This is a genomic window from Noviherbaspirillum suwonense (assembly GCF_900182955.1).
GTDB classification, from domain to species: domain Bacteria; phylum Pseudomonadota; class Gammaproteobacteria; order Burkholderiales; family Burkholderiaceae_D; genus Noviherbaspirillum_A; species Noviherbaspirillum_A suwonense.
The window spans coordinates 63,793-86,454 of record NZ_FXUL01000024.1 but is presented as its reverse complement, the minus strand read 5'-3'; the positions used below and the strand labels follow the sequence as shown (position 1 = coordinate 86,454).

At 59.6% G+C, this 22,662-nt stretch carries 17 protein-coding genes and 6 pseudogenes; 20 read left to right on the top strand and 3 right to left on the bottom strand.

The annotated features are described in order from the left end of the window. Positions 1–122: 122 nt before the first annotated feature. The 9 genes and pseudogenes from QOL82_RS23735 (at position 123) to QOL82_RS23695 (ending at position 9,279) form a co-directional block, all read left to right on the top strand. On the top strand, positions 123–2,171 hold the full coding sequence (locus tag QOL82_RS23735) for an NADPH-dependent 2,4-dienoyl-CoA reductase (protein ID WP_283444782.1): 2,049 nt from the start codon (positions 123–125) through the stop codon (positions 2,169–2,171). Between the two features lie 18 nt (positions 2,172–2,189). Next, positions 2,190–3,323 (top strand): annotated as a pseudogene (locus QOL82_RS23730) (acyl-CoA dehydrogenase family protein); the annotation flags it as partial. A 96-nt stretch (positions 3,324–3,419) separates the two neighbouring features. Then, positions 3,420–4,586, top strand: coding sequence for an acyl-CoA dehydrogenase family protein (locus tag QOL82_RS23725; RefSeq protein ID WP_346772311.1), 1,167 nt, complete (start codon positions 3,420–3,422; stop codon positions 4,584–4,586). After that, positions 4,583–5,755, top strand: a complete 1,173-nt coding sequence (locus QOL82_RS23720) for an acyl-CoA dehydrogenase family protein (protein WP_283444781.1) — start codon at positions 4,583–4,585, stop codon at positions 5,753–5,755. Before QOL82_RS23725 ends, QOL82_RS23720 begins: the two co-directional genes overlap by 4 nt. Beyond that, positions 5,752–5,904 (top strand): annotated as a pseudogene (locus tag QOL82_RS23715) (zinc ribbon domain-containing protein); the annotation flags it as partial. The gene QOL82_RS23720 and the pseudogene QOL82_RS23715, both read left to right, overlap by 4 nt. 28 nt (positions 5,905–5,932) lie before the next feature. Then, a pseudogene (locus QOL82_RS23710) lies at positions 5,933–6,340 on the top strand (SDR family oxidoreductase); the annotation flags it as partial. A gap of 26 nt (positions 6,341–6,366) precedes the next feature. Further along, a pseudogene (locus QOL82_RS23705) lies at positions 6,367–7,222 on the top strand (MaoC/PaaZ C-terminal domain-containing protein). A 72-nt stretch (positions 7,223–7,294) separates the two neighbouring features. Continuing rightward, on the top strand, positions 7,295–8,092 hold the full coding sequence (locus QOL82_RS23700; protein ID WP_283444780.1) for an enoyl-CoA hydratase/isomerase family protein: 798 nt from the start codon (positions 7,295–7,297) through the stop codon (positions 8,090–8,092). A 20-nt stretch (positions 8,093–8,112) separates the two neighbouring features. Continuing rightward, the gene (locus QOL82_RS23695) at positions 8,113–9,279 is read left to right on the top strand and encodes an acyl-CoA dehydrogenase family protein (RefSeq protein ID WP_283444779.1); all 1,167 of its coding nucleotides are present in this window, start codon (positions 8,113–8,115) and stop codon (positions 9,277–9,279) included. Positions 9,280–9,336: 57 nt separating this feature from the next. Here QOL82_RS23695 and QOL82_RS23690 read toward each other — a convergent pair. Next, positions 9,337–9,627: pseudogene (locus QOL82_RS23690) on the bottom strand (IS481 family transposase); the annotation flags it as partial. Here QOL82_RS23690 and QOL82_RS29320 point away from each other — a divergent pair. The 10 genes and pseudogenes from QOL82_RS29320 to QOL82_RS23635 all read left to right on the top strand — a co-directional run bounded on the left by QOL82_RS29320 (position 9,610) and on the right by QOL82_RS23635 (position 19,944). Then, positions 9,610–10,217 (top strand): annotated as a pseudogene (locus QOL82_RS29320) (CoA transferase). The pseudogenes QOL82_RS23690 and QOL82_RS29320 overlap by 18 nt on opposite strands. 152 nt (positions 10,218–10,369) lie before the next feature. After that, positions 10,370–11,167: an ABC transporter ATP-binding protein gene (locus QOL82_RS23675; RefSeq protein WP_283444776.1), complete on the top strand. Its 798-nt coding sequence runs from the start codon at positions 10,370–10,372 to the stop codon at positions 11,165–11,167. Continuing rightward, entirely contained in the window at positions 11,154–13,106 is a 1,953-nt protein-coding gene (locus tag QOL82_RS23670; RefSeq protein WP_283444775.1) for an AMP-dependent synthetase/ligase, read from the top strand. The genes QOL82_RS23675 and QOL82_RS23670 overlap by 14 nt, the downstream gene beginning before the upstream one ends. Before the next feature lie 3 nt (positions 13,107–13,109). Next, the gene (locus QOL82_RS23665; RefSeq protein WP_283444774.1) at positions 13,110–13,997 is read left to right on the top strand and encodes a branched-chain amino acid ABC transporter permease; all 888 of its coding nucleotides are present in this window, start codon (positions 13,110–13,112) and stop codon (positions 13,995–13,997) included. A gap of 5 nt (positions 13,998–14,002) precedes the next feature. Beyond that, a complete protein-coding gene (locus QOL82_RS23660; protein ID WP_283444773.1) occupies positions 14,003–15,076 on the top strand; it encodes a branched-chain amino acid ABC transporter permease in 1,074 nt (357 codons plus the stop codon). Positions 15,077–15,125: 49 nt separating this feature from the next. After that, positions 15,126–15,941: an ABC transporter ATP-binding protein gene (locus QOL82_RS23655; RefSeq protein WP_283444800.1), complete on the top strand. Its 816-nt coding sequence runs from the start codon at positions 15,126–15,128 to the stop codon at positions 15,939–15,941. A 115-nt stretch (positions 15,942–16,056) separates the two neighbouring features. Continuing rightward, on the top strand, positions 16,057–17,307 hold the full coding sequence (locus tag QOL82_RS23650) for an ABC transporter substrate-binding protein (protein ID WP_283444772.1): 1,251 nt from the start codon (positions 16,057–16,059) through the stop codon (positions 17,305–17,307). Positions 17,308–17,553: 246 nt separating this feature from the next. Beyond that, positions 17,554–18,351, top strand: a complete 798-nt coding sequence (locus QOL82_RS23645) for an SDR family NAD(P)-dependent oxidoreductase (RefSeq protein ID WP_283444771.1) — start codon at positions 17,554–17,556, stop codon at positions 18,349–18,351. A 56-nt stretch (positions 18,352–18,407) separates the two neighbouring features. Continuing rightward, positions 18,408–19,199: an enoyl-CoA hydratase-related protein gene (locus tag QOL82_RS23640; RefSeq protein WP_283444770.1), complete on the top strand. Its 792-nt coding sequence runs from the start codon at positions 18,408–18,410 to the stop codon at positions 19,197–19,199. 82 nt (positions 19,200–19,281) lie between these two features. Then, positions 19,282–19,944, top strand: coding sequence for a TetR/AcrR family transcriptional regulator (locus QOL82_RS23635; RefSeq protein ID WP_283444769.1), 663 nt, complete (start codon positions 19,282–19,284; stop codon positions 19,942–19,944). 147 nt (positions 19,945–20,091) lie between these two features. Here QOL82_RS23635 and QOL82_RS23630 read toward each other — a convergent pair whose 3' ends face one another. Further along, positions 20,092–21,357 (bottom strand): IS256 family transposase, encoded by a 1,266-nt coding sequence (locus QOL82_RS23630; RefSeq protein ID WP_283444768.1) that lies wholly within the window; start codon positions 21,355–21,357, stop codon positions 20,092–20,094. 171 nt (positions 21,358–21,528) lie between these two features. On the opposite strand from QOL82_RS23630, the gene QOL82_RS23625 reads away from it, so the two are divergent. Beyond that, positions 21,529–21,813, top strand: a complete 285-nt coding sequence (locus QOL82_RS23625) for a MaoC family dehydratase (RefSeq protein WP_283444767.1) — start codon at positions 21,529–21,531, stop codon at positions 21,811–21,813. A gap of 547 nt (positions 21,814–22,360) precedes the next feature. Here the strand turns inward: QOL82_RS23625 and QOL82_RS23620 are convergent. Beyond that, complete coding sequence (locus QOL82_RS23620) at positions 22,361–22,651, bottom strand: hypothetical protein (protein ID WP_283444766.1); 291 nt, start codon at positions 22,649–22,651, stop codon at positions 22,361–22,363. Positions 22,652–22,662: the final 11 nt, after the last annotated feature.

Genomic DNA, 22,662 nt, shown 5'->3' with positions numbered 1-22,662 from the left:
GCCTGCATCACACCGTCAATCTGGACGAAGAATTTGAGGTGCACGACAATTGCATGGCTGATCTACGCCGCATGATATATCATTGAACAGGTGTTAGTTAGATTTTTCAGGAGACTTTCTCAATGTCCACCGAAGCCACTGTTTTCTTTCCGACGCTACTGTCCGCCCTGAAGGTCGGCGCGCACACCCTTGGCAACCGGATGGTAATGGGTTCGATGCACACACGTCTGGAGTCGCTGGACCGCTCTATCGACCGGCTGTCCCTGTTCTATGCCGAGCGCGCACGCGGTGGTGCGGGCCTGATCGTCACGGGCGGCTATGCCCCCTGCCAGGATGGCCTGCTGGATGAAACTGGTCCCCTGCTCGTCACTACGGAGCAAGCCGATGCGCTGAAACCGATTCCACAGGCGGTGCATGCCGAGGGCGGTAAGATCATTCTGCAAATTCTGCATACAGGCCGCAACGCAAAAGTCGCTAGGCCCGTCGGAGCCTCCGAGATTCCCTCTCCCATAAACCCGCGCGCGCCGCGTGCCTTGAGCACAGCCGAAGTCTGGCAAACGATTGAGGACTATGTGCGCTGCGCCGAACTCGCCCAGCGCGCTGGCTTCGATGGCGTCGAGATCATGGGCTCGGAGGGCTACCTGCTAAACCAGTTCACCGTCACGCGCACCAACAACCGCAGCGACGAATTTGGCGGCAGCATGGAAAATCGCCATCACCTGCCGGTGGAGATCGTTCGTCGCACTCGCGAACGGGTGGGTCCGCAGTTTTTGCTCATGTATCGAGTATCGGCGCTCGATCTGGTCGAAGGTGGCGCCCCGGCCGCTGAGATCATCCAGCTCGCGCAGGCGGTGCAGGCTGCTGACGCCGATATTATCAACACTGGCATCGGCTGGCACGAAGCACGCATCCCCACCATTGCCTACGTGGTGCCGCGCGCCGCCTGGCGCTTTGCAGCGGCCCGCATCAAAAAAGCGGTGACGATTCCCGTCATCGTCTCCAACCGGATCAACACGCCCGATCTGGCCGAAGAAATCCTAGCCAGTGGCGACGCCGATATGGTGTCGATGGCGCGCCCTTTCCTGGCCGATGCCGACTTCGTGCGCAAGGCGGCCGAGGGCCGCGCCAACGAGATCAACACCTGCATCGCCTGCAACCAGGCCTGTCTCGACTACATCTTCTCCGAGCGCCCGGCCACCTGCCTGGTCAACCCGCGTGCCGGGCGCGAGTTGGAGTTCTCGTTGTTGCCGCCAAAGGCCGTGCCGCGCAAGGTGGCGGTGGTCGGCGCCGGCGCGGCCGGGCTGGCGTGCGCGGTCACCGCGGCCGAGCGCGGCCATGCGGTCACCCTGTTTGAGGCCGGTCACGAGATCGGCGGCCAGTTGAACCTAGCGCGTGCCGTGCCGGGCAAGCAGGAATTCAATGAACTGCTGCGCTACTTCAAGCAAGGCGTGGCGCGGCATGGCGTGACGCTCAAGCTCAATACCCGGGCGGATGCCCCCTCTCTCGTCAACGGCCACTACGACCGCATAGTGGTGGCCACCGGCGTGCGCCCGCGCACGCCGCAGATACCTGGCATAGCCCACCCTAAGGTGGTGAGCTATGCCGACCTGCTGTCGGGCCGGGCACTGGCCGGCCGCAAGGTGGCCGTGATCGGCGCCGGCGGCATCGGCTTCGACGTGTCAACGTTCCTGCTGCACAAAACGCCACCCGATGGCCCCCGGCCGCAGACGGTCGCGCAGTTTCAGGCCGAATGGGGTGTCGACACCTCACCCGCAGCCGCGGGCGGCCTCAAACCGATGCAGCCCGTCAGCGCGCCACGCGAAGTCACCCTGTTGCAGCGTAAACCTGAAAAACCCGGGCGCAGCCTGGGCATGACCACTGGCTGGGCGCTCAAGGCCGAGCTGGCGCGGCGCGGCCTGCGCACGCAGTCGGGCTGCAGCTATGAACGCATCGACGACGCTGGATTGCATCTGAGCGTCAACGGCGTGCCACAGACGCTGGAGGTGGACACCATCGTCCTGTGCGCCGGTCAGGACAGCGAGAACGCATTGCTTGCCGAACTGCGCGCGCTCGGCCTCACGCCCGATCTGATCGGCGGCGCCGAGCTGGCCGCCGAACTCGATGCCTTGCGCGCCATTGACCAGGGCACGCGCCTGGGTCTGGCCCTCTGAACCCACTAGAGCATCCCCATGGATTTCACACCCAACCCAGAGCACGAATCCATCCGCGAGGCCATCGGTAAAATCTGCGCCCGCTTCGACGATGGCTACTGGCTCGAACGTGACAAGGTTGGCGGCTTTCCGCACGAGCTGCACCGCGTCCTGGCCGATGGCAGCTGGCTCGGCATTTGCCTGCCGCAGGAATATGACGGCGGCGGGCTGGGCATCAGTGAAGCCACCGTGATGATGCAGGCCATCTCCCAGTCGGGCGCAGGGTTGTCGGGCGCATCAGCGGTGCACATGAACATTTTCGGGCTGCAGCTGGTGGCCGTGTTCGACAACGAGGAGCAGAAACACCGCATGCTGCCGCCGCTGTTCCAAGACAGGGAAAAAGCCTGCTTCGCCATCACCGAGCCCAACACGGGGCGGAACACGACCCGTCTGAAAACCCGCGCCGAACAAGTTGGCGACCACTATGTATTGTCCGGCCAGAAGGTCTGGATCTCGACCGGCCAGGTGGCTGAGAAGATGCTGATCCTGGCGCGGACCACGCCGCCGGAGAACTGCAAGAAGCCGACCTTCGGCCTGAGCCTGTTCTACACTGCCCTTGACCGCCGTTTTGTCGAGGTGCGCGAAATCGAAAAAATGGGGCGCAAGGCAGTCGACTCGAACGAACTTTTCATCGACAGCCTGCGGGTGCCAGTGGAAGACCGCATCGGCGAAGAGGGCCGCGGCTTCGAATACATCCTGCATGGCATGAACCCGGAGCGGGTACTGATCGCGGGCGAAGCCGTCGGCCTGGGCCGCGCGGCGCTGCAGGTGGCCGTCAAGTACGCCGGTGAACGCATGATATTTGATCGACCCTTCGTGCGGAAGCAGTCGATCCAGCATCCGCTGATGCAATCATGGATGGGGCTTGAGGCCGCTGAAATGATGGCGGTGCGCGCGGCCTGGAAATACGACAACGGCCTGCCCTGCGGCGCCGAGGCTGGTTTCAACGCCTGCCAGCGCGCCATAGCCACGCCGGGCGGCTATAGCTACGCCAAGGAATACCACGTCGAACGCTACCTGCGCGAAATGATGATCCCGCGCATCGCGCCGATCAGCCCGCAACTCATCCTGTGCTTCATTGCCGAGAAGGTGCTGGGCCTGCCCAAATCCTATCGACATTTACGAGCTCACGACCGATTTTCTTTCCGCCAAGGCCAACAATTCCTCGTCAATACCTTCTTTTTAACCCATGACAGCACCCACCCCATCATGACCACCACCCACGACAGCGAACGTGCCGACCAATTGACCATGCTGCGCGAAAGCGCGCTCAGTTTCGCAACCAAAGAATCGCCACTCAATCGTGCCCGCGCCCTGCGCCAGCAAGCGCCGGGCTACGACCGCCGCTTCTGGGACGCCCTGGCCGAGCAGGGCTGGACCGGGCTGCTGGTGCCCGAACAACTGGGCGGATACGCCCAGGGCTTCGCTGAGATGGCCGAGGTGGCGGCCGCCCTGGCTTCTCAGGTCGCGCCCGAACCGGTGGTGCCGGTGCTGGTCTTCGCCGGCCGGCTGCTGGCCCATGCGGGTGCCACCAAGCTATCGACGCGTCTGCTAACCGAACTCGCCGAGGGTCGCACGCTGCCCGCCGTGGCCTGGCAGGAAGATGTCACCGGCGCGAAAGACCGGCCGGGCCAGGCTGCGACCCGGCTGGAACGCCAGGGTGACTCCCTGCTGGTACACGGCGACAAGCGCCATGTGCGCCCCGGCGCTGGGGCCGACGGCTACGTCGTCAGCGCCAGCGGGCCGCAAGGTCTGGCCTTGGTGTGGATGCCGGCCGATGCATCCGGCCTCACCCTGTCGAGCCAGCCGCTGGCCGATGGCAGTTATGTCGCCCAGCTTGACTTCAACAACGTGCGCCTGCCCGCCAGCCACCTGCTGGCCGAAGGGGCGGTCGCCGTGGCCGCGCTGACCCGCGCCTACGATGAAACCTTGGTATTGGGGAGCGTTGAACTGCTGGCCCTGGTGCGCAGCATGCTGTCCATAACACTGGACTACCTGCGCACGCGGATCCAGTTCGGCAAGCCGATCGGCAGCTTCCAGTCGCTGCAGCACCGCGCCGTCGACCTGTTGATCCAGCAGGAACTGACCGCCAGCGTGGTGACGCAGGCGGTGGCCCTGCTCGATGCTCAGGACGGCGATGCCACAGCGCGCTCGGCCATGGCCTGCCGCGTCAAGTCCCGCGCGTCGGACGCCGGACTGCAGGTGGCACGCGAAGCAGTGCAACTGCACGGCGCCATTGGCGTCACCGACGAATACGACCTGGGTCTGTACCTGCAGCGTGCCCTAGTGTTGGCCGCCTGGCTGGGCAATGGCACCCAGCAACGCCGCCGCTACGCCGACCTCACCCGCAACGCCCCCGCGCAGGAACACGCATGAACACCTCATCCACATCTACCTTCACCGACTGGAATGCGCTCGACAACGCCAGCTTCCGCGCTACCGTCCGCGAATTTTTTGAAACCCGCTTTCCCGGCGAATGGCGCTACCCGCAGCGACGCCTGCGCTGGTCCGAAATCGGACCGTGGTACCTGGCGCTATCCAAACAAGGCTGGGTTGCTCCAAGCTGGCCCAGCCAATACGGCGGCATGGGACTCTCGCCTGAGAAAGTCATCATCTTCATTGAAGAGCAAGAGCGCTGGGGCGTGGCGCGCGCACCCGACATGGGCATCACCATGGTCGGCCCGCTGCTAATCAACCACGGCAATGAGGCGCAGCGCGCCTACTACCTGCCCAAGATCATTGCCGGCGAGCACATCTGGTGCCAAGGTTATTCGGAACCCAATTCCGGCTCCGACCTGGCCAGCCTGCGCACCGAAGCGGTAGTCGACGGCGACGACTTCATCGTCAACGGACAAAAGACCTGGACCACGCTGGCGCAGGACGCCACCCACATCTTCCTGCTGGTGCGTACCGACAAATCAGCCAAGAAGCAGGAAGGCATCAGCTTCCTGCTGGCCGACATGAAAACCCCGGGCATCACGGTGCATCCCATCCGCAACATCGCGGGCAGCGAGGACTTCTGCGAGGTCTTCCTGGAAAACGTGCGCGTGCCGCGCACCAGCATCGTGGGCGTGTTGAACAAGGGCTGGACCATCGCCAAGGCGTTGCTCGGCTTTGAGCGCATCTTCCTGGGCAGCCCCAAGCAAAGCCAGTACGCGCTAGCCCGCGTGCAGGAAGCCGCGCAGCGCCTCGGCCTGTTCGAAGACACCGGCTTCGTAGACCGCTACACCAAGCTGGCTCTGGACGTGGCCGACCTGGGCGCGCTCTATGGCCGCTTTATCGAGCAGGTCAAGCGTGGCGAAACCCTGGGGCCGGATGTCTCGATGCTCAAGCTGTTCGCCACCGAAACCTATTCGCGCCTGGCCGACCTGCTGGTTGACGTCGTCGGCGCCAGTGGCGCCCTACCCGGCCCTATCGCGCTGCCCGGTGGCAAAACCGATGCGTTGACCACCTTCTACAATGCGCGTCCGGCCACTATCTACGGCGGAAGCAACGAAGTGCAGCGCAACATCCTGGCTGCCAGCGTGCTGAAGTTGCCGTCATGAGCGACGTACGCAATTCCGTTTTTGAAGGCCCCGGCCCGAACGCGCAGATCGCGCTGGCGCTAGTGCAGGGCCGGTTTCAGATCCAGCATTGCCGCGCCTGCGACCGGCATGTGCTCTACCCGCACGCGTTGTGTACCCGTTGCGGCTCGGCGCAACTCGAATGGGTAGCACCCAGCGCAGGCCAATTATGCTGCTGCAAAGCTGGGCATCGTGGCCATGTCACGCCACATCGCTGGCGACATGCAGCGCTACAACGTGCGCCCCAACTGCATCTCGCCGTTCGCCTGGAGCCGCATGGTCGGCGCCATCCCCACCGACACCCCCGAGCAGCAGGCGCGCGTGGAAAAGCTAAAAAAACTCGGCACCAAACAGATTGCGCCGCTGGCCAGCGATGCCGCGGCCGACGTCACGGCCCAGATCTTCGCCGTGCACGGCAACGAAATTTTCCTCATGGGCCAGTCGCGCCCAATCCGCGGCATGCACACCAGCGCAGGTTGGACGCTCGAGACCATCGCCGGGCGCGTGCTGCCCGCGATGAAGCAGAACCTCTATCCACTGGAGAGTTCGAATATCGTGTTCTCCTGAGACCCGGTCTAAAGCGGAGCCACACCATGGCGATCAACTACGCCAAGCTGATGGCGTGGCCGTTCGAGGACGTGCGCCATCGCTACACACAGCGCGACACCATGCTGTACGCACTGGGCGTCGGCCTGGGCACTGACCCTCTGAACGAAACCGAGCTGCGCTTCGTCCATGAAAAAAACCTGCTGGCACTGCCGACACTGCCGGTGGTCCTGGGCTACACTGGAATGTGGATGAAAGACCCGACCACGGGCATCGACGCCGTTCGCCTGGTGCATGGGGAGCAAGGTTTGGTCATCCGCCGCTTGCCAGCCCCCGAGGGCGAGGTGATCGCGCGCACCAGGGTTGCTGGCATCGTCGACAAAGGCACGGGCAAGGGCGCGTTGGTTTATACCGAGCGCACGGTGCATGACGCGACCAGCGGCGAGTTTCTGGCGATGCTCACCTCCACCACTTTCTGCCGCGCCGATGGCGGTTTTGGTGGCCCCACCGGCCCGGCCAAAACCGTGAATGAGTTGCCCACGCGCGCAGCCAACCACAGCGTCGATTTCGCAACCCAGCCGCGCCGCGCTGATCTACCGGCTCTCGGCGGACTACAACCCGCTGCATGCCGAACCCGCGGTGGCCAGCGCCGCCGGCTTCGAGCGGCCCATCCTGAATGGCCTGGCCACCTATGGCATTGCCGGTTGGGCCCTCACCCAAAGCGTCTGCGTTGGCGACCCAAACGCCCTGCAGTCGCTGGATGTGCGCTTTTCGTGACCGGTCTATCCCGGCAAAACGATACGCACCGAAGTCTGGGTGGATGGCAAGGTCGCTTCGTTCCGGGCCCTGGCTATGGAGCTCAACGTCGTCGTGCTGAACAATGGGCGCGCCAAGCTGCGCTGACATTACTGATCTTTGTTATCCCCTTTTTCCCCTTTTTTAACCGACTTCCCATTTTCTTCAAGGAGCCTCTCAATGAACTACGCTGACTTCCAATTCCTCAAATTCGACCACAAACCCAATGGCGTGCTGCTCATCACGATCAACCGTCCCGAAGTGATGAACGCCACCAACGGCCGCCTGCATTGGGAGCTGACCAAGATCTGGGGCGTCGTCAACGACGATCCCAAAACCAAGGTGGCAATCATCACCGGCGCTGGCGACCAGGCATTCTCGGCTGGTGGCGACCTGGATTGGGTAGGCAACATGGTCGGCAACCCCAAAGAAATTGCCAACACCATGACAGAGGCTGCTGACGTGGTCTACAACATGATGGCCTGCGACAAGCCCATCATCTCGGCCATCAATGGCGTGGCCGTGGGTGCCGGTCTGGCGGTGGCCTTTTTGGCCGACATCAGCATCATGGCCGAGGAGGCCAAGGTCACCGACGGCCACGTCAAAATCGGTGTCGCCGCCGGCGACCACGCCGCGATTCTGTGGCCGCTTTTGTGCGGCATGGCCAAGGCCAAGTACTACCTGCTGACGGCCGATTTCGTGAATGGCAAAGAAGCCGAACGCATCGGTCTGGTCAGCCTGTGCGTGCCGCGCGCCGAGCTGATGGACAAGGCAATGGCCGTGGCCAACAAGCTGGCGAATGGCAGCCAGCAGGCGATCCGCTTCACCAAGCGCTCGCTTAACGGCTGGATGAACATGGCGCGCCCGATTTTCGAGAGTTCGCTGGCGATGGAAATGCTGTGCTTCCTCGGCGAAGATGCCAAGGAAGGCGTGGCCTCGGTACGTGAGAAACGCGCGCCCAAGTTCCCTTCTGCCTAACTATAAAGAAAGGAAACCTCATGGATTTCAACCTGACCCAGGAACAACGGATGATCTACGAGTACGGCGACCGTATCTCGAAGCAGTTCGACCATAACTACTGGAGAGGCTACGCCGAGAAGGGCGAACCACCGGCCGAGCTGTACAAGCAGATCACCAACGATGGCTTTCTCGGCATCATGGTGCCCGAGGCCTATGGCGGTGCCGGCCAGGGCATGACCGAGATGCTGCTGTTCATGGAAGGACTAGCCAACAATGGTATTCCGCTGCTGAACCTGGTGGTCGGCCCGACCATGACCATGGGCCTGCTGGCCAAGCACGCCAGCGAGGACATGAAGCGCCGCTTTCTGCCGGGCGGCTGCACTGGCGAGATCAAGTTCTGCTTCGCCATCACCGAACCGAACGCCGGTTCCAACTCGATCGAGATCACCAGCATCGCCAAACCCGACGGCAACGGCGGCTTCCGGCTCAACGGCCAGAAGGTCTTCATCACCGATGCCAACTGTGCCGACTACGCCATGGTCGTGACGCGCACCACGCCGCGCGCCGACGTAAGAAAAAAGACTGACGGCTTCACCATTTTCATGGTCGACATGAAGAAGGAGGGCATCAGCAAGACCTTGATTCCGGTCGCCTTCCCGGTGCCCGAGACGCAGTGGCAGGTGTTCTTCGACGACGTGGCGCTAACCGAAGCCGACGTGCTGGGTGAGGTCGGCAAGGGTTTCAACATCCTGTTCGACACGCTGAACCCTGAGCGCATCATCCTGTCGGGCCTGTGCACCGGCATTGGCCGCTTTGCACTGAAGAAGGCCGTGGCCTATGCAAACGACCGCAAGGTGTTCAACAACACGCCGATTGGCGCCTACCAGGGCGTGCAGCACCCGCTGGCGATGGCCCGCAGCGAGGTCGAGATGGCCTCGCTGATGGCGGTCAAAGCCGCCTGGGCCTTCGACCAGGGCCTGCCAGCCGGCGAATTTGCCAATATGGCCAAGTACGCTGCGGCCGAGGCCGGCATTCACGCCGTTGACAGCGCGATACAGTGCTTCGGCGGTAACGGGTTCACCAAGGAATACGGCATGTACGATCTGTACGGTCTGGTGCGGCTGCTGCGCACCGCGCCGCTGAACCGTGAAATGGTGCTCAACCACATTGCCGAGCACGTAATGGGTCTGCCTCGCTCGTACTGAAAAATATCCATGGACACGACTTCTCCCCTACCCACCTTTGGCGCTCTGGCCGGCCTGAAGGTTTGAAATGCTTTGACGAAGACAGCCCAGCATGTCATCCAGCGGCAGCAGTGTTCTTCTTCGGAGTTCCACGATCACAGCCACCTCGGCAGGTGAAAGCACTTTGCTTTTGGGCTTCGTCGGGCCCATGGGCGCATCTGCGGTCGTGGTGCGGGATCGCCACTTTATGACAGTCGTACGGCTCAGCCCATAACGCCGGGCCAGGGCACCGGTCTTTTCTTGCGACCTTTGGCGCTCGGCTCGAATTCGCGGCGTTGTGCGGGCGCTGCCATGAAGCATGTTTGCCATAACGATTTTTCCTCCTTGGTGGATAGAATAATGTCACGACTCTCCGGGACCATACACCTAGGAATCGGCAACGACGGACAGTGGAAAAAATTGTGTGAGTTCCTCGGCCGTCCCGAAATGGCCAACGAGCCGCGCTTTGCCACCAACGCCGACCGTTTTCGGGAGCGCGACGCGCTGCACGCCCTGTTGGAGAAACATTTGCTGCTAGTGGATGGGGAGTGGCTTGCCGCCAACTGCTGGCCGCCGGCATTCCGGCGGGCGCTGTCAGGGCCATTCCGCAGGTGTTGACCGACCCCCACCCGCTGCATCGAGACATGGTATTGCAGGTGGAGGGAGTTCAAACCGTTGGCATACCCGTGAAATTGTCGCGCACGCCGGGGCGAGTGCACATCGCACCTCCGCGCTTTGGCCAGCACACCCGCGAACTGCTAATTGAGCACGGCTACGACTCCGCCACTGTTGACGCAAAATCGCGCAAGGTACAGTTATTCAGTACGTTCAAGAATAACCCCACCGAAGCAGCCCTTGCATTGAATAAACTGTTCCTGTACAGAATGGCACTCAGGACGCGCTTAAATTCAACCAAGTAAACCAAAAACTGCCTAACTAATGTTAGGATCAAAACTAATTTTTTTGCTACACACTTTGGCCGTCATCAGTCACGCAGATTACCGGCAGTGCAATGTCAAAGGCATTTAAATGATCAAGACCACCAATCTTAAAAGAACAAGGATCGACTCTCATGCATGGTGACAAGCAAACAGGGGTACCGGTCCTCGAATGTCGAGGGCTGGAGCGACGGTTTGGCGGTCTGGTCGCACTAACCGGGGTCAATCTGCGCATTGAGCGCGCCGAGATTTTTGGTCTTGTCGGCCCCAACGGCAGCGGTAAGACGACTATGACCAATGCGATTACCGGCTTCTTCCCCCCGCAGGTCGGCAGTATTTCGCTTAATGGCCGCGATATTACCGGCATGGCCCCGCACAAGGTTGCGACCTTGGGCGTGGCGCGCACCTTCCAGAACCTGGCGCTCTTCAACGGCATGAGTGTGCTTGACAACATCCTGCTTGGGCGCCACATCCACATGAAGGCCGGCGTAGCAAAAACCGCCCTATATTGGTGGCTGAGTCGCAAGGACGAAATGTTGCACCGTCTTAAGGTCGAGGAAATCATCGATTTCCTGCAGCTACAGAGCGTGCGTGATGAACTGGTGGACAGCATTCCGATCGGGCTGAAAAAACGCGTCGAACTCGCACGTGCGCTAGTGGCGGAACCCAGCTTTCTCATTCTTGACGAACCCATGGCCGGCATGAACCAGGAGGAAAAGGAATACATGGCGCGCTTTATTCTCGACGCGCGTGACGAGCGCCACGTCACCGTGCTGCTGATCGAGCACCACATGGATGTGATCACCGGCATCTGCGATCGTATGATGGTGCTCAGCTATGGCGAGACCATCGGAACCGGGATTCCCTCCGCGGTGATGAAGGATGAACGCGTGATCAAGGCCTATCTGGGGGGTGCGCATGCAACGCACTGACGCGGACATTGACACCGTCAAGGGCGGTAACACCGCAACCTGGGACCTGGGTGTCGAGACCACTCTCATCCGCATTCTAGCTCGCAACGCCGAATTGCTTGGCAAGCGCGTGGCCATGCGAGAAAAGAAATTGGGGATATGGCAGGAAACCACCTGGTCGCAAATGCTGGATGCCACGCTCGCTTGCGCAGCCGGAATGGAAAGTCTCGGTTTTGGCACCGATGATGCCTTGCTTGTGCTGGGCGACAACCGGCCCCGGCTTTACATGGGCATGCTGGCAGCCGGGATGCTGGGCGGGTACGCCATGCCGGTCTACCCCGACGCCACGCACGATGAAATCCATCACTTCATGCATGAGGCGAATGTCCGCTTCGTCCTTGCCGAAGATCAGGAACAGGTCGACAAGGTGCTCGATCTGGGCGATCAGGGCGCAGCGATCAGCAACATCATTTACGACGAGCCACGCGGTTTGACCAGCTATCCGAATTCCGGACTGGTGTCGTGGGAAAAGTTGCAGGCCATTGGGGCAGATCGCTTACGTGCCGAACCGAAACTGCGAAATACCTTAATCGAACGGGCCCGGCCCGAAGGGCCTGCCGTGTTCGTCCACTCGTCGGGAACCACGGGCAAGCCAAAGGGCGTGGTGCTGAGCCACAGGAATTTGCTCGCCGGGGTTGGCAACGCCCATCGCGGGGGTGCTTTCACATTCGGCGAGGACATCCTCGCCTATCTGCCTATGGCCTGGGTGGGCGACTTTGCGATCACGGTAGGCGCCGGTATTGCGCTGCACTTCACCATCAACATTCCCGAGCGCCAGGAAACGGTGCTGCACGACCTTCGCCAGGTCGCGCCCACTTTCTATTTGGCGGCACCCCGAAGCTGGGACAACATGCTGACCACCATCCAGGTTCGCATGGAGGATTCGACGCCGCTCAAGAAATGGCTCTACGATGTTTCCATGAACTCCGCGCTGGCAGCCGAACGACGCAAACTCGAGGGAAAAAAATCAAGCCTGAAAGAGCGTGTGATGCGGCAACTGGGGGAGTGGCTAATCTTCGGCCCGATCAAGGACCAGCTGGGCCTGACCCGTCTGCGAAATGCCTTCACTGGCGGCGAGGCCATTGGCGAGGATACTTTTGTTTTTTACCGTGCACTGGGCGTGAAATTGCGACAGTTCTATGGTCAAACCGAAAGCAGCGCTTTCAATGCGTTGCAGGACGCCGAAGAAGTACGCCTGCACACGGTCGGCAGGCCATTGCCGGGGGTTGAGGTCAAAATCGGCGACAATGGCGAAATCATGGTTCGATCCGGGAGTGTGTTTTCCGGTTACTACAAACTTGAAAATGCCACCCGGGAAGCACTGAAGGATGGCTGGTTGCGCACGGGCGATGCCGGTTATGTCGAGCCTGACGGGCAAGTGGTGGTGCTTGGGCGTTTGTCGGAGGTGGTCCACACCGCCAAAGGCGAACGCTACATCCCGAACTACATCGAGAACCGCCTCAAGTTCAGTCCGTACATCAAGGATGTGGCGGTGCTCGGGAGCAGTCGAGAGACGCTGGCGGCCATCATCTGCATCGACAAGGAACCGGTTGGACATTGGGCCGAGATACGGGGCATTTCCTACATGTCCTATGCCGACCTGTCGCAAAACCCCGAGGTGATCGAATTGGTCACGGCAGCGGTCAAACGCGTCAACAGCATCCTGCCGGACGGACTGAAACTGCATCACTTCGTGTCGCTACACAAGGAGTTCGACCCCGATGATGGGGAGGTCACGCGAACACGCAAGTTGCGCCGCAACGTGGTGGAAGAGCGTTATGCACCTATCATTGACGCGATCTACGGCGGCCAGAAAACGGTCACGATGAAGGCGCAGATCACATACGAATCCGGGGAGGTCGGCACCATAGAGCGCCAACTCTCGGTGCAGGAGATTTAAATCATGGACTTTTCACTGTTTGCCGAATTAGCCATCAATGGCGCACTGTCGGGGTTGATGTACTCATTGGTGGCGCTGGGAATCGTGCTCATCTACAAATCGTCGTCGGTGCCCAACTTGGCGCAAGGTGCAATGACAATGCTGGGCGCCTATGTAGTGCTGGCGATTGCCAATGGATTGGGTCTGTCGATGTGGGCCGCCATCCCACTGGCGATGGCGACGATGTTTTTCGTCGGCATGGGCATTGAGCGGGTGGCGTTGCGCCGACTGGCGGGGCGTCCCATCATCATGATCCTGATGATGACATTAGGGCTGGATATCTTTATACGCGCGACAACGATGGCCATCTGGGGCGGCACAGGTCGTCCAATGTCCATTGGCATCAGCGACGACCCGCTGTTTCTGGGACCGGTGCTGCTGAATCGCGCCTACGTGGTCGGCGCCCTGGTTGCTGGTGCCCTGTTTCTGGTCTTAATGTTCTTCTTTCATACGCGCCGCGGCATTGTCCTGCGTGCCATCTCCGACGACTACATCGCATCGTGGTCGATTGGCATTTCAGTTGAACGCGGCGTGGCTTTTTCATGGGCCATGTCTTCGGTTATAGCAACCACAGCGGGTGTGTTATGGGGATCGGTTCAAGGAGTCAATCAAGGGCTGGCGCTGCTTTTACTCAAGGGCTTGACCGTCGCCGTTCTGGGCGGTCTTGACAGCATCGGCGGGGCTATTCTGGCCGGCTTGCTACTGGGGCTTCTTGAAGGTGTTGCGTCAGGCTATCTCGACCCATTGGTTGGCGGTGGCAGCCGCGACCTAGTGGTAGCCGCGACGCTGATTCTGACCATCCTGATTCGGCCCCACGGTCTGTTCGGGCGACACGACATTGAAAGGATCTGAAGGCCATGCTTTTTCGTCAGTCAGGAATTTTTCACACTAGTTACGCGGACGCGCGGGCACTTTTCCCGTTGCCTGCTGATCGCTGGATGATCGGCTTGCTGCTGGCCTTTGCATTAACCGCGCCATTCACCATGAGTTCTCTCGCCCTCAGTACACACCTGTTGCCATGGCTGGTGTGGACTGCGGCTGCGCTTGGACTGAACCTCATCCTGGGCTGGGCCGGTCAGTTCCACTTCGGCTATGCCGCCATCATGGGTATCGGTGCGTACACAGCGGTGCATGGCGCGCGCAATGGCATTCCGTGGGAGATTGCGGTGGTGCTCGGCGGCGTGATGGCCGCGATCATCGGCAGCGTTTTCGCTTTTGCGGCGCTGCGCGTGAAGGGCCTGTACCTGGCGCTCAGCACGCTAGCCCTGCAATATGTGATGGACTGGGTGATCGCCCACGTGCCGGCCATCAGCGGTGGCTCCCAGGCCACGCTGCAAGCACCCGCGATGCGCTTACTCGGCCAGGCCGTCACTTCGGACTCCGGCCTCTATTACGTAGCGCTGGGCTGGTGCCTGCTTGTAACAGTCTTTATGCTCAATCTGCGCCGCACTGCACTTGGCCGCGCGCTCGTCGCCGTGCGTGAAAAAGACTTTGCTGCGGCAATCATCGGCGTGCACAGCCTTTACTACAAGCTGTTGGCTTTCGCCACCTCTTCTTTCATTGGCGGCATCAGCGGCGCCATTCTGATTTTCACCTTTTACCGGGCCGCCACACCGGAGCAGTTCGCTGTCAACGTGTCGATCGAGTTGCTGGCCATGGTGATCGTCGGCGGATTGGGCAGCATCATCGGCAGCTATTTTGGGGCCGCCTTCATTCTGCTGATGCCGGGCCTGATGAACAGCCTGATCGGCTGGCTGGCGCAGCTCGCAGGTGCCTCGCTCGGCGTTGAAACGCTGGCCCACATCCCGCATGCGGTTTATGGTGCCTTGATCATTGTGTTCCTGCTGGTTGAGCCGATGGGTCTGGGCAAGATGTACACGAACCTGCGCAACTATCTGCTGGTCTGGCCCTTCGGCTACGCCCGAAAGTAAAGATAACATCATGCACTCAACTGACAATTTGACTTCCACCCCGACGGTGATGCACAACCCCGCAGCGAACCTTGCACCGGTGCTGTCGCTGAACAACGTCGAGGTCATCTACGACCACGTGTCGCTCGCCATCAAGGGCGTGTCGATTGAAGTGCCCCAAGGCGGTATGGTGGCGCTGCTGGGGGCCAACGGCGCCGGCAAAAGCACAACGCTGAAGTCGATCAGCGGTTTGCTACGCCCGGAGCGGGGCCTGGTAACCCGCGGTGAGGTACGTTTCATAGGACATAACATCGATGCGCTGGCGCCTCACGAGCGCGTCAAACTCGGTATCGTTCATGTCCTGGAAGGGCGGCGCGTGTTTGAACACATGACGCCTGACGAGAACCTGATCGCGGCCTCCGCCGTTCGCGGTGGCCGCGAGGACATGCTGCGAAACAAAGACATGGTTTACACCTACTTCCCGCGCTTGCACCAGCGGCGCACCGCGCAGTCCGGCTACCTGTCAGGCGGCGAGCAGCAGATGCTGGCCATCGGTCGCGCCCTGATGACGCAGCCCAAGCTGTTGATGCTTGATGAGCCCAGCCTCGGACTGGCGCCCTTTCTCGTGACCGAAATTTTTGATATTGTCCGGCGCATCAACAAGGAAGAAGGTCTGTCTGTTCTGCTGGTGGAGCAAAACGCCATTGCCGCGCTGGACGTGGTCTCGCATGGCTACCTAATCGAGAACGGACGCGTGGTGATGCATGACAACGCAGAAGCCATGAAGAAAAACCCAGACATCCAAGAGTTTTACCTCGGAGGCGCTGAAGGCCACAATTTCCATGACATCAAGCACTATCGCCGGCGCAAGCGCTGGCTGACCTGACCGAGGGTGAAACCCTGTCTACGTCGACATCCGGTTTCGCGTTCACTCTTTGGGCACACTGTACGGTGTGCCTATCGAACTTATTTTAACCTGTATGATTCTTGGGAGGACAGACATGAGATCCAAATTACTTTCTATCGTGGCAGGTCTGGGATTGGCGCTTGCCGGTCTGCAGTCTGCACAGGCGCAAGCCCAGCCGATCAAATTCGCGCTTTGTTATGACCTGAGCAAGTCTTACGGCTTTGTCACACCGCAGATTGCCCAGGCGGTGAATGACTATGCCAAGATATTGAATCAGAAAGGCGGCATCGAAGGCCACCCCATCGAGATCCTGGTTCAAGACCAGGGCAACGAGCCACAGCGTGGCATAGAGTGCTATGAAAAGATGAAACGTGAAGGCGCCATCACCTTCGATTTTCTGTCCACGCCGGTTTCCCGCGCCGTTCTGCCTCGCGCCATGGCGGATAGCAATGTGATGGTGCAATCTTTTGTAGGCCGTGGCGATGCGATCGATGGGGATGTTTTCAAGTGGATTTTTCCTGTTGGGCCGACCTATTGGGGCCAAATGGCCAACGATATTCACTACATCAAAACCAAGGCCAACGGCAATCTCAAGGGCGTGAAAATCGCATTCCTCTACCCCGACTATCCGTTCGGGCAGGAGCCGATTGGCGTGCTAAAAACGCTCGCGGCCAAGGAAGGTTTTGATTTGCAACTCATTCCCAACCCGATGCCGGGCAATGACCAATCCGCAGCCTGGACTCAGATCCGCCGTATCAACCCCGATTGGGTGGTCAGTTGGAATCTGGCCAGCATGCATGTTGTCGCCGCGCGCGAGATGAAACGCAACGGCATTCCGATCGACAAATATATAGCGGTGAACTGGCTCAACGAAGTTGATATCGCTAACATTGGCGCGGAAAGTGCAAAGGGCCTCAAGCGCGGCACCAACGTGATAGGTGGACAGAGCCACCCGCTGATCCAGCAAATCATCAAGGATCTGTATGAAAAAGGCAAGGGTAGCGGGGACCGCAAGCATCTCAGCGATATATACTACAACACCGGTCTGGCCATGTATGCCAGCGTTTTTGAGGGCGCTCGCCTGGCTATCAAGCAAAATGGCTGGCCCATCACGCCTGATAAAATGAAGCGCGGTATGGAGAGCCTGAAAAACTTTGATGCTGAAGGCCTGATCGCCCCCGTAACGGTGACCGCCAAGGATCATGGCGGCGGAGGCAAGACGCGCATCGACATGTGGGATGGCACCAAGTGGGTGCCCCAGACTGACTGGTTCTCGGCGTATGACGACGTGATCCAGGAAATCGTGAAGAAAGAATCCAGCGAGTTCGCCAAGAACAAACAGTAATTACCATCCGTTGGGAAGGGCACGGTCAGGCGTGTTGCGCACCGATCACGCCCTTTCCAGCCTGTTTTTCGAATTTTCATCTATCTCTTGAATTGATCGGTTGCAACTTTTGCACAGCGAGTTGCCAAGGTGGTACCACGCCCACAACCAAGCCCAGGAGAATCCGGCCACTTTAGCTAACTACCGTTTGACAGTTATAGTGTCAGCCACCCAAATGTGGCGCTAAAAACGTAAGGAGTAACAAATATGGATCTCGATCTAAAAGGTAAATCTGTCATCGTAACTGGTGGCGGCTCGAACATTGGTCGCGGCATCGTGCTCGGCTTCGCCGCGGAAGGCGCTAACATCACCATCGGGGACATCGACGACAAGCAAGCGCAAAAGACGGCAGAACTAGCGTTGGCGAGCGGCGCGGCGTCAGCGCGGGTTATCAAGACCGATGTCACCGAACTCGACCAGGTGCAAGCCATGTTCAAGGCGGCCACGGACAAGTTCGGTGGTGTCGATATCCTTGTCAACAACGTCGGCTGGGACCAGTTGATGTTCTTCACGCAGACGACCCCCGACCTGTGGCAAAAGATCATTAACATCAACTACCTCGGCGTTCTCAACTGCACCAAGACCGCGCTTGAAGTCATGGTTCCTCGCAATGCTGGCTCCATCGTCTCCATCAGTTCCGACGCCAGCCGACAAGGTGAGCCACGTGAAGCAGTGTATGGCGGCGTCAAGGCCGCCATCAACAGCTTCATGAAAACGATCGCCAAGGAGAACGGGCGTTACGGCATCCGCTGCAACGTGGTATGCCCCGGCGTCACGATCCCGAGCACCACTGACGAAGTGGGCGGAAGCAGCATGTGGATCGATGCCAGCAGCATGTTTACGCCGGAGCAACTGGAAAAAGTCGCAAAGGCGTTGCCACTGCGCAAGGTGGGACGCCCGCAGGATATTGCCAATGCGGTGGTATTCCTGTCTTCAGCGAAGGCTGCGGGTCATGTCACCGGACAGGTTCTTTCAGTGTCCGGTGGATACAGCATGATTGGGTAAACGCCTGGGCACGGTCGGCAGGCATGCGACGTTGAAATATCAGACAGGGAAAATTCATGGAATTCAAGGACATCATCTACAAAGAACGCGACTCGGTGGCATACATCGCGATCAACCGCCCCAACGTGATGAATGCGTTTCGCGGCCAGACAGTTGAGGAACTGCTGCAGGCATTCATGAAAGCAGGCTGGGACAAGCGTATCGCCGCCATTGTGCTCACGGGGACAGGTGACCGTGCTTTCTGCACCGGTGGCGATCAGTCGGCTCATGCCGGCCAGTACGACGGCCGGGGCACCATCGGCATCCCGGTGGAAGAGTTTCACAGCGCCATTCGTGACGTACCCAAGCCTGTGATCGCCCGCGTGCAGGGCTATGCCATTGGCGGCGGCAATGTCTTGGCCACCTTGTGCGACATGACCATTGCATCGGAAAAAGCGGTGTTTGGCCAGGTCGGACCCAAAGTCGGTTCGGTCGATCCTGGCTGGGGCACGGCATACCTGAGCCATGTGGTTGGCGAAAAGAAAGCACGCGAGATGTGGTACATGTGCCGCCGCTACAGTGCGCAGGAGGCCTTGGCCATGGGCCTGTGCAACACCGTCGTGCCCCACGACCAACTCGACGCCGAAGTCGCACGCTGGTGTAAGGAAATTGTCGAAAAGAGCCCGACCGCGCTGTCGATCGCGAAACGCTCGTTCAACGCATCCACCGAGCACATTCGCGGCATCGGCAGCTTGGGACTTCAAGCGCTGAGCCTGTACTATGACACGGCAGAATCAAAAGAAGGCGTGAGCGCTTTCCTGGAAAAACGTAGGCCTGATTTCAGGCAGTGGGCCAATGGCGGCAAGTGAGCACATGCAAGCACTGGATAACTCCATGCGACGCGCCCATGCACGAGGCTGCGCCTTCGACAAAAGCTAGGTTTGATAGGATGTGTATTTTCAAATCTATCTAACGGTCAATATGAAGTCAAATAAAGACGCAAAGCCCAGCAAAAATGAACTAGATGGCCCCGCCACACGCGAACGCGTGTTGCTCGAAGCTGCACGGCTATTCAGGCATCATGGCTATGCCGCAACTACTTTGCGCGCGGTAGCGGATGCTGCCGGCGTCAAAGCTGGCAGCATCTACTATCATTTCGAATCTAAAGAGCAGATCCTGGGCCAAGTACTGGACAAAGGCATCACCATCGTCGCAAATGCCGTCCGCACCCGTATTGAGGCTCTTCCCGAAAGTGCACTCTGGCGAGACCGAATCGCCGCTGGCATTGAAGGTCATCTCTGGGGAATGCTGCATTATGGCGACTTCACGTCGGCCAACATCCGCATCTATGGCCAAATCCCGACGAGCGCAAAAAATCGCCACCGGGTCGTGCGGCGGGCTTACGCAGACTATTGGGATCAGCTGTTCGAATCAGCGCTCGCCAGCGGCGAATTGCGACCGGACACCAGCACGGCCATGATTCGGCTTTTCGTGATTGGCGCATTGAACTGGACCGTCGAATGGTACAACCCCCAACGCGGCTCTTTTCAGGACTTCTCACGCCAAATCACAGCGATCGTGTTCGATGGAATCCTTGCGCATGACAAAGCATAACCGCGATGCATTGCCGGCAACTTCGACAGGCCGGGCCAAGGGATTGACAACAATAGTTCTCACGTCGCCCATGTAGGTCAGTGGCACGCTGACCGGCTGCGGAGCTATTGTCAATTGTGGTGTATGGCTGGCCTGAAGCGCAGGGCATCAGGCTGCGAGTTTCTGTTGTCCCGGCGGATTGTCCTGCGCCAGGATGCCATCCTTGAATGGCACGCCGACCAGTAATGGCTGAATTCGGTCGGCTCCGCGAATCCGGCGCCATGACTTTTCTGCCTCTTTCATCAGCTTGAACGCGAGTCCCAGAAACGTGGCCCGCGACAGGCAATTCCTGGCCCGTGTAGTCCGGTGACGCACCGTGGCAAACGTTGATTCAATCGGATTGGTGGTCCTGATGTGTTGCCAGTGCTCGGCCGGGAAGTCATAGAACGCCAGCAGACTGTCCCAATCCTGCGTGAGCTTTGCCACGGCCTTCGGATACTTGGCGCCATAGGTACTCACGAACTTCTCGAAAGCGACGTGGGCATCCGCCCGGGTGGCAGCCATAAAGATATCCTGTATCGCCGCTTTGGCTCTGGCTTGCTGCGATACCGGCAGCGGATTCAACACATTGCCCAACTTATGGAACCAGCAGCGCTGAGCCCGCGTGGCAGGAAACACCTCCTCCAGCGCGGCCCAGAAACCCATGGCGCCATCGCCGACCGCCAACCGTGGCCCAGCTTGCAGACCACGCGCCTTCAAGTCCAGCAGCACCTCGCGCCACGATGCCGTCGATTCCCGGAAGCCGTCGGCAATGGCCACGCGTTCCTTCTTACCCTCTGGCGTCACGCCCACAATCACCAGCAGGCATTGCCCATCGGCGCCTTCGCTTCGCACGCCGGTATGGATGCCGTCGGCCCACCAGTACACATAGCGGGCAGTGCTCAGGTCGCGCCGGTTCCATTGCTGCCATTCCTCTGCCCAGTGTGCCTTCAAGCGGCTGACCACATTGGCTGATAGCCCCCTCGCTTCGTCGCCCAGAAGTACCGACAGCGCTTCGCCCATGTCGCCGGTGGAGACGCCCTTGAGGTACAACCAGGGCAAGGCTGCCGATACGCGCAGCGACTTCCTGACATAGGGAGGAACCATTGTGGAATTAAACTTCACGCCGGTCCCCGAGCGGTCACGTACCTTCGGTACCTTGACCGCCACGGGCCCGGCTGCCGTGAGCACGTCGCGCTCGTGCAAATAGCCGTTGCGCACGACTGCCTTCTTGTCTGACAGGGTTCTCACGTTGGCGTACTGTTCCAGCAGTGCTGCCAGCTCCAGTTCAATCACTTGCTGGATGACTTGCCGGGCGCCGCGACGCACCAGTTCGTCCAGCGATATGCCAATTTCCGGTAGACCAATTGCTACGTCCTGCTTATCCTTGCGCATGGTGGGAGTTTCCTCTGTTGGTTGATTTGGCCTAGACAATCAAATTCTCCAACAAAAACTTCCACCACCTTCCTCCCGCCTTCAGGCATCAGCCCGTACACCACTTCTTACTTTAGCTCCCGGCTGCGTCTGGGAACTCTTAAATTGCACAACCCGTCGCAGGAGCAACCCATGACTGTCAAGGAAGGCTGGCGGGGCCGGTTCTATGAAGACTTCGAGGTCGGCGACGAGTATCGGCACGCCCTCGACCGCACCCTGACCCAGAGCGACAACATCTGGTTCATGCTGTTGACACAAAATACGGCTCCGCTGCACTTCGACGCCCACTACGCCGCGCAGACGGAGTTCGGCCGCCCTCTTGTCAGCTCCTGCCTCACACTGGCTCTCGTGACGGGCCAGACGGTGAGCGATGTTGACACCCTATCCTGTAAGGTGTGCACATGGAGAATCAAATGACTTACGCCCGAGCGCAGCACTTCAGCCATATGCTGTGCATCATCCCTGTTCAGGTTGAGCTCTTGTGCAATTTGCCGGGTCGATAAATTCAGGCCGAGAAAGTACAGAAACAGCATCTACACCTTCAGCGGTTGATGGTGGCCGGCAAATACCGTATGCGTCAAATCATCGAAGCGCTTGCCGCATTCCTTGCCGACTGTGCTCCTTGTCGTCGCGCCCCTCCTCACGATGTGCTTGCCTTGGCAGTAAGCACATTTAATCTCCGATCCCTATCTCAGCTGCCTTACCGCGTCATAGCAGCGATCGTCGTCTATGAAGTTTTGGATACGCAATTCCATGTCCGCACTAATCGTCTACCGTCGGCCTCTTTTGATGTATCGGCCTTTCTATGGTTCAAGACCCCGAAACCCATATTGAGCCTAAATCAATTTCCTAAACGGGGTCGCCGAAAGGCGCCACCGCAGATGAGTCCGCAGATTCCCCTGGGCCTGGTTTTTTGACGGGTTGCTACCTCCAAGAGGCTTTCGGCCACGGTCCACACGCACGTTCAGTGTACTCGCCTGGTGTTTCTACTCATAAGGGCCGCAACGAGGCGCGTGGGGCGGTTTTTTAAGACTTCCTTCTCCATGCGCTCGACTGCCAGCTCACGACGCGATTTGGCAATCTCGTCTTCCAGTTCGGCCACACTGCGGCTGCTAGTACTACAGTTGTAGTTCATGGTGTGTTCGTGCGCCGCTGCCAGTGGCACATCATGGCAACGGCCTGGTGATGGCGCCGCCAGTGTGACCAGTGAATGATGAATGCCAGACAGGGGCGCACGCGCCAGAGCATTTGCCATAACAGCTTCCG

Bases quoted from the DNA above. Each gene is read 5' to 3' on its own strand.
- QOL82_RS23735 (WP_283444782.1), top strand. From the start codon at position 123: ATGTCCACCGAAGCCACTGTTTTCTTTCCGACGCTACTGTCCGCCCTG.
- QOL82_RS23725 (WP_346772311.1), top strand. From the start codon at position 3,420: ATGACCACCACCCACGACAGCGAACGTGCCGACCAATTGACCATGCTG.
- QOL82_RS23720 (WP_283444781.1), top strand. From the start codon at position 4,583: ATGAACACCTCATCCACATCTACCTTCACCGACTGGAATGCGCTCGAC.
- QOL82_RS23700 (WP_283444780.1), top strand. From the start codon at position 7,295: ATGAACTACGCTGACTTCCAATTCCTCAAATTCGACCACAAACCCAAT.
- QOL82_RS23695 (WP_283444779.1), top strand. From the start codon at position 8,113: ATGGATTTCAACCTGACCCAGGAACAACGGATGATCTACGAGTACGGC.
- QOL82_RS23675 (WP_283444776.1), top strand. From the start codon at position 10,370: ATGCATGGTGACAAGCAAACAGGGGTACCGGTCCTCGAATGTCGAGGG.
- QOL82_RS23670 (WP_283444775.1), top strand. From the start codon at position 11,154: ATGCAACGCACTGACGCGGACATTGACACCGTCAAGGGCGGTAACACC.
- QOL82_RS23665 (WP_283444774.1), top strand. From the start codon at position 13,110: ATGGACTTTTCACTGTTTGCCGAATTAGCCATCAATGGCGCACTGTCG.
- QOL82_RS23660 (WP_283444773.1), top strand. From the start codon at position 14,003: ATGCTTTTTCGTCAGTCAGGAATTTTTCACACTAGTTACGCGGACGCG.
- QOL82_RS23655 (WP_283444800.1), top strand. From the start codon at position 15,126: ATGCACAACCCCGCAGCGAACCTTGCACCGGTGCTGTCGCTGAACAAC.
- QOL82_RS23650 (WP_283444772.1), top strand. From the start codon at position 16,057: ATGAGATCCAAATTACTTTCTATCGTGGCAGGTCTGGGATTGGCGCTT.
- QOL82_RS23645 (WP_283444771.1), top strand. From the start codon at position 17,554: ATGGATCTCGATCTAAAAGGTAAATCTGTCATCGTAACTGGTGGCGGC.
- QOL82_RS23640 (WP_283444770.1), top strand. From the start codon at position 18,408: ATGGAATTCAAGGACATCATCTACAAAGAACGCGACTCGGTGGCATAC.
- QOL82_RS23630 (WP_283444768.1), bottom strand. From the start codon at position 21,357: ATGCGCAAGGATAAGCAGGACGTAGCAATTGGTCTACCGGAAATTGGC.
- QOL82_RS23625 (WP_283444767.1), top strand. From the start codon at position 21,529: ATGACTGTCAAGGAAGGCTGGCGGGGCCGGTTCTATGAAGACTTCGAG.
- QOL82_RS23620 (WP_283444766.1), bottom strand. From the start codon at position 22,651: ATGGCAAATGCTCTGGCGCGTGCGCCCCTGTCTGGCATTCATCATTCA.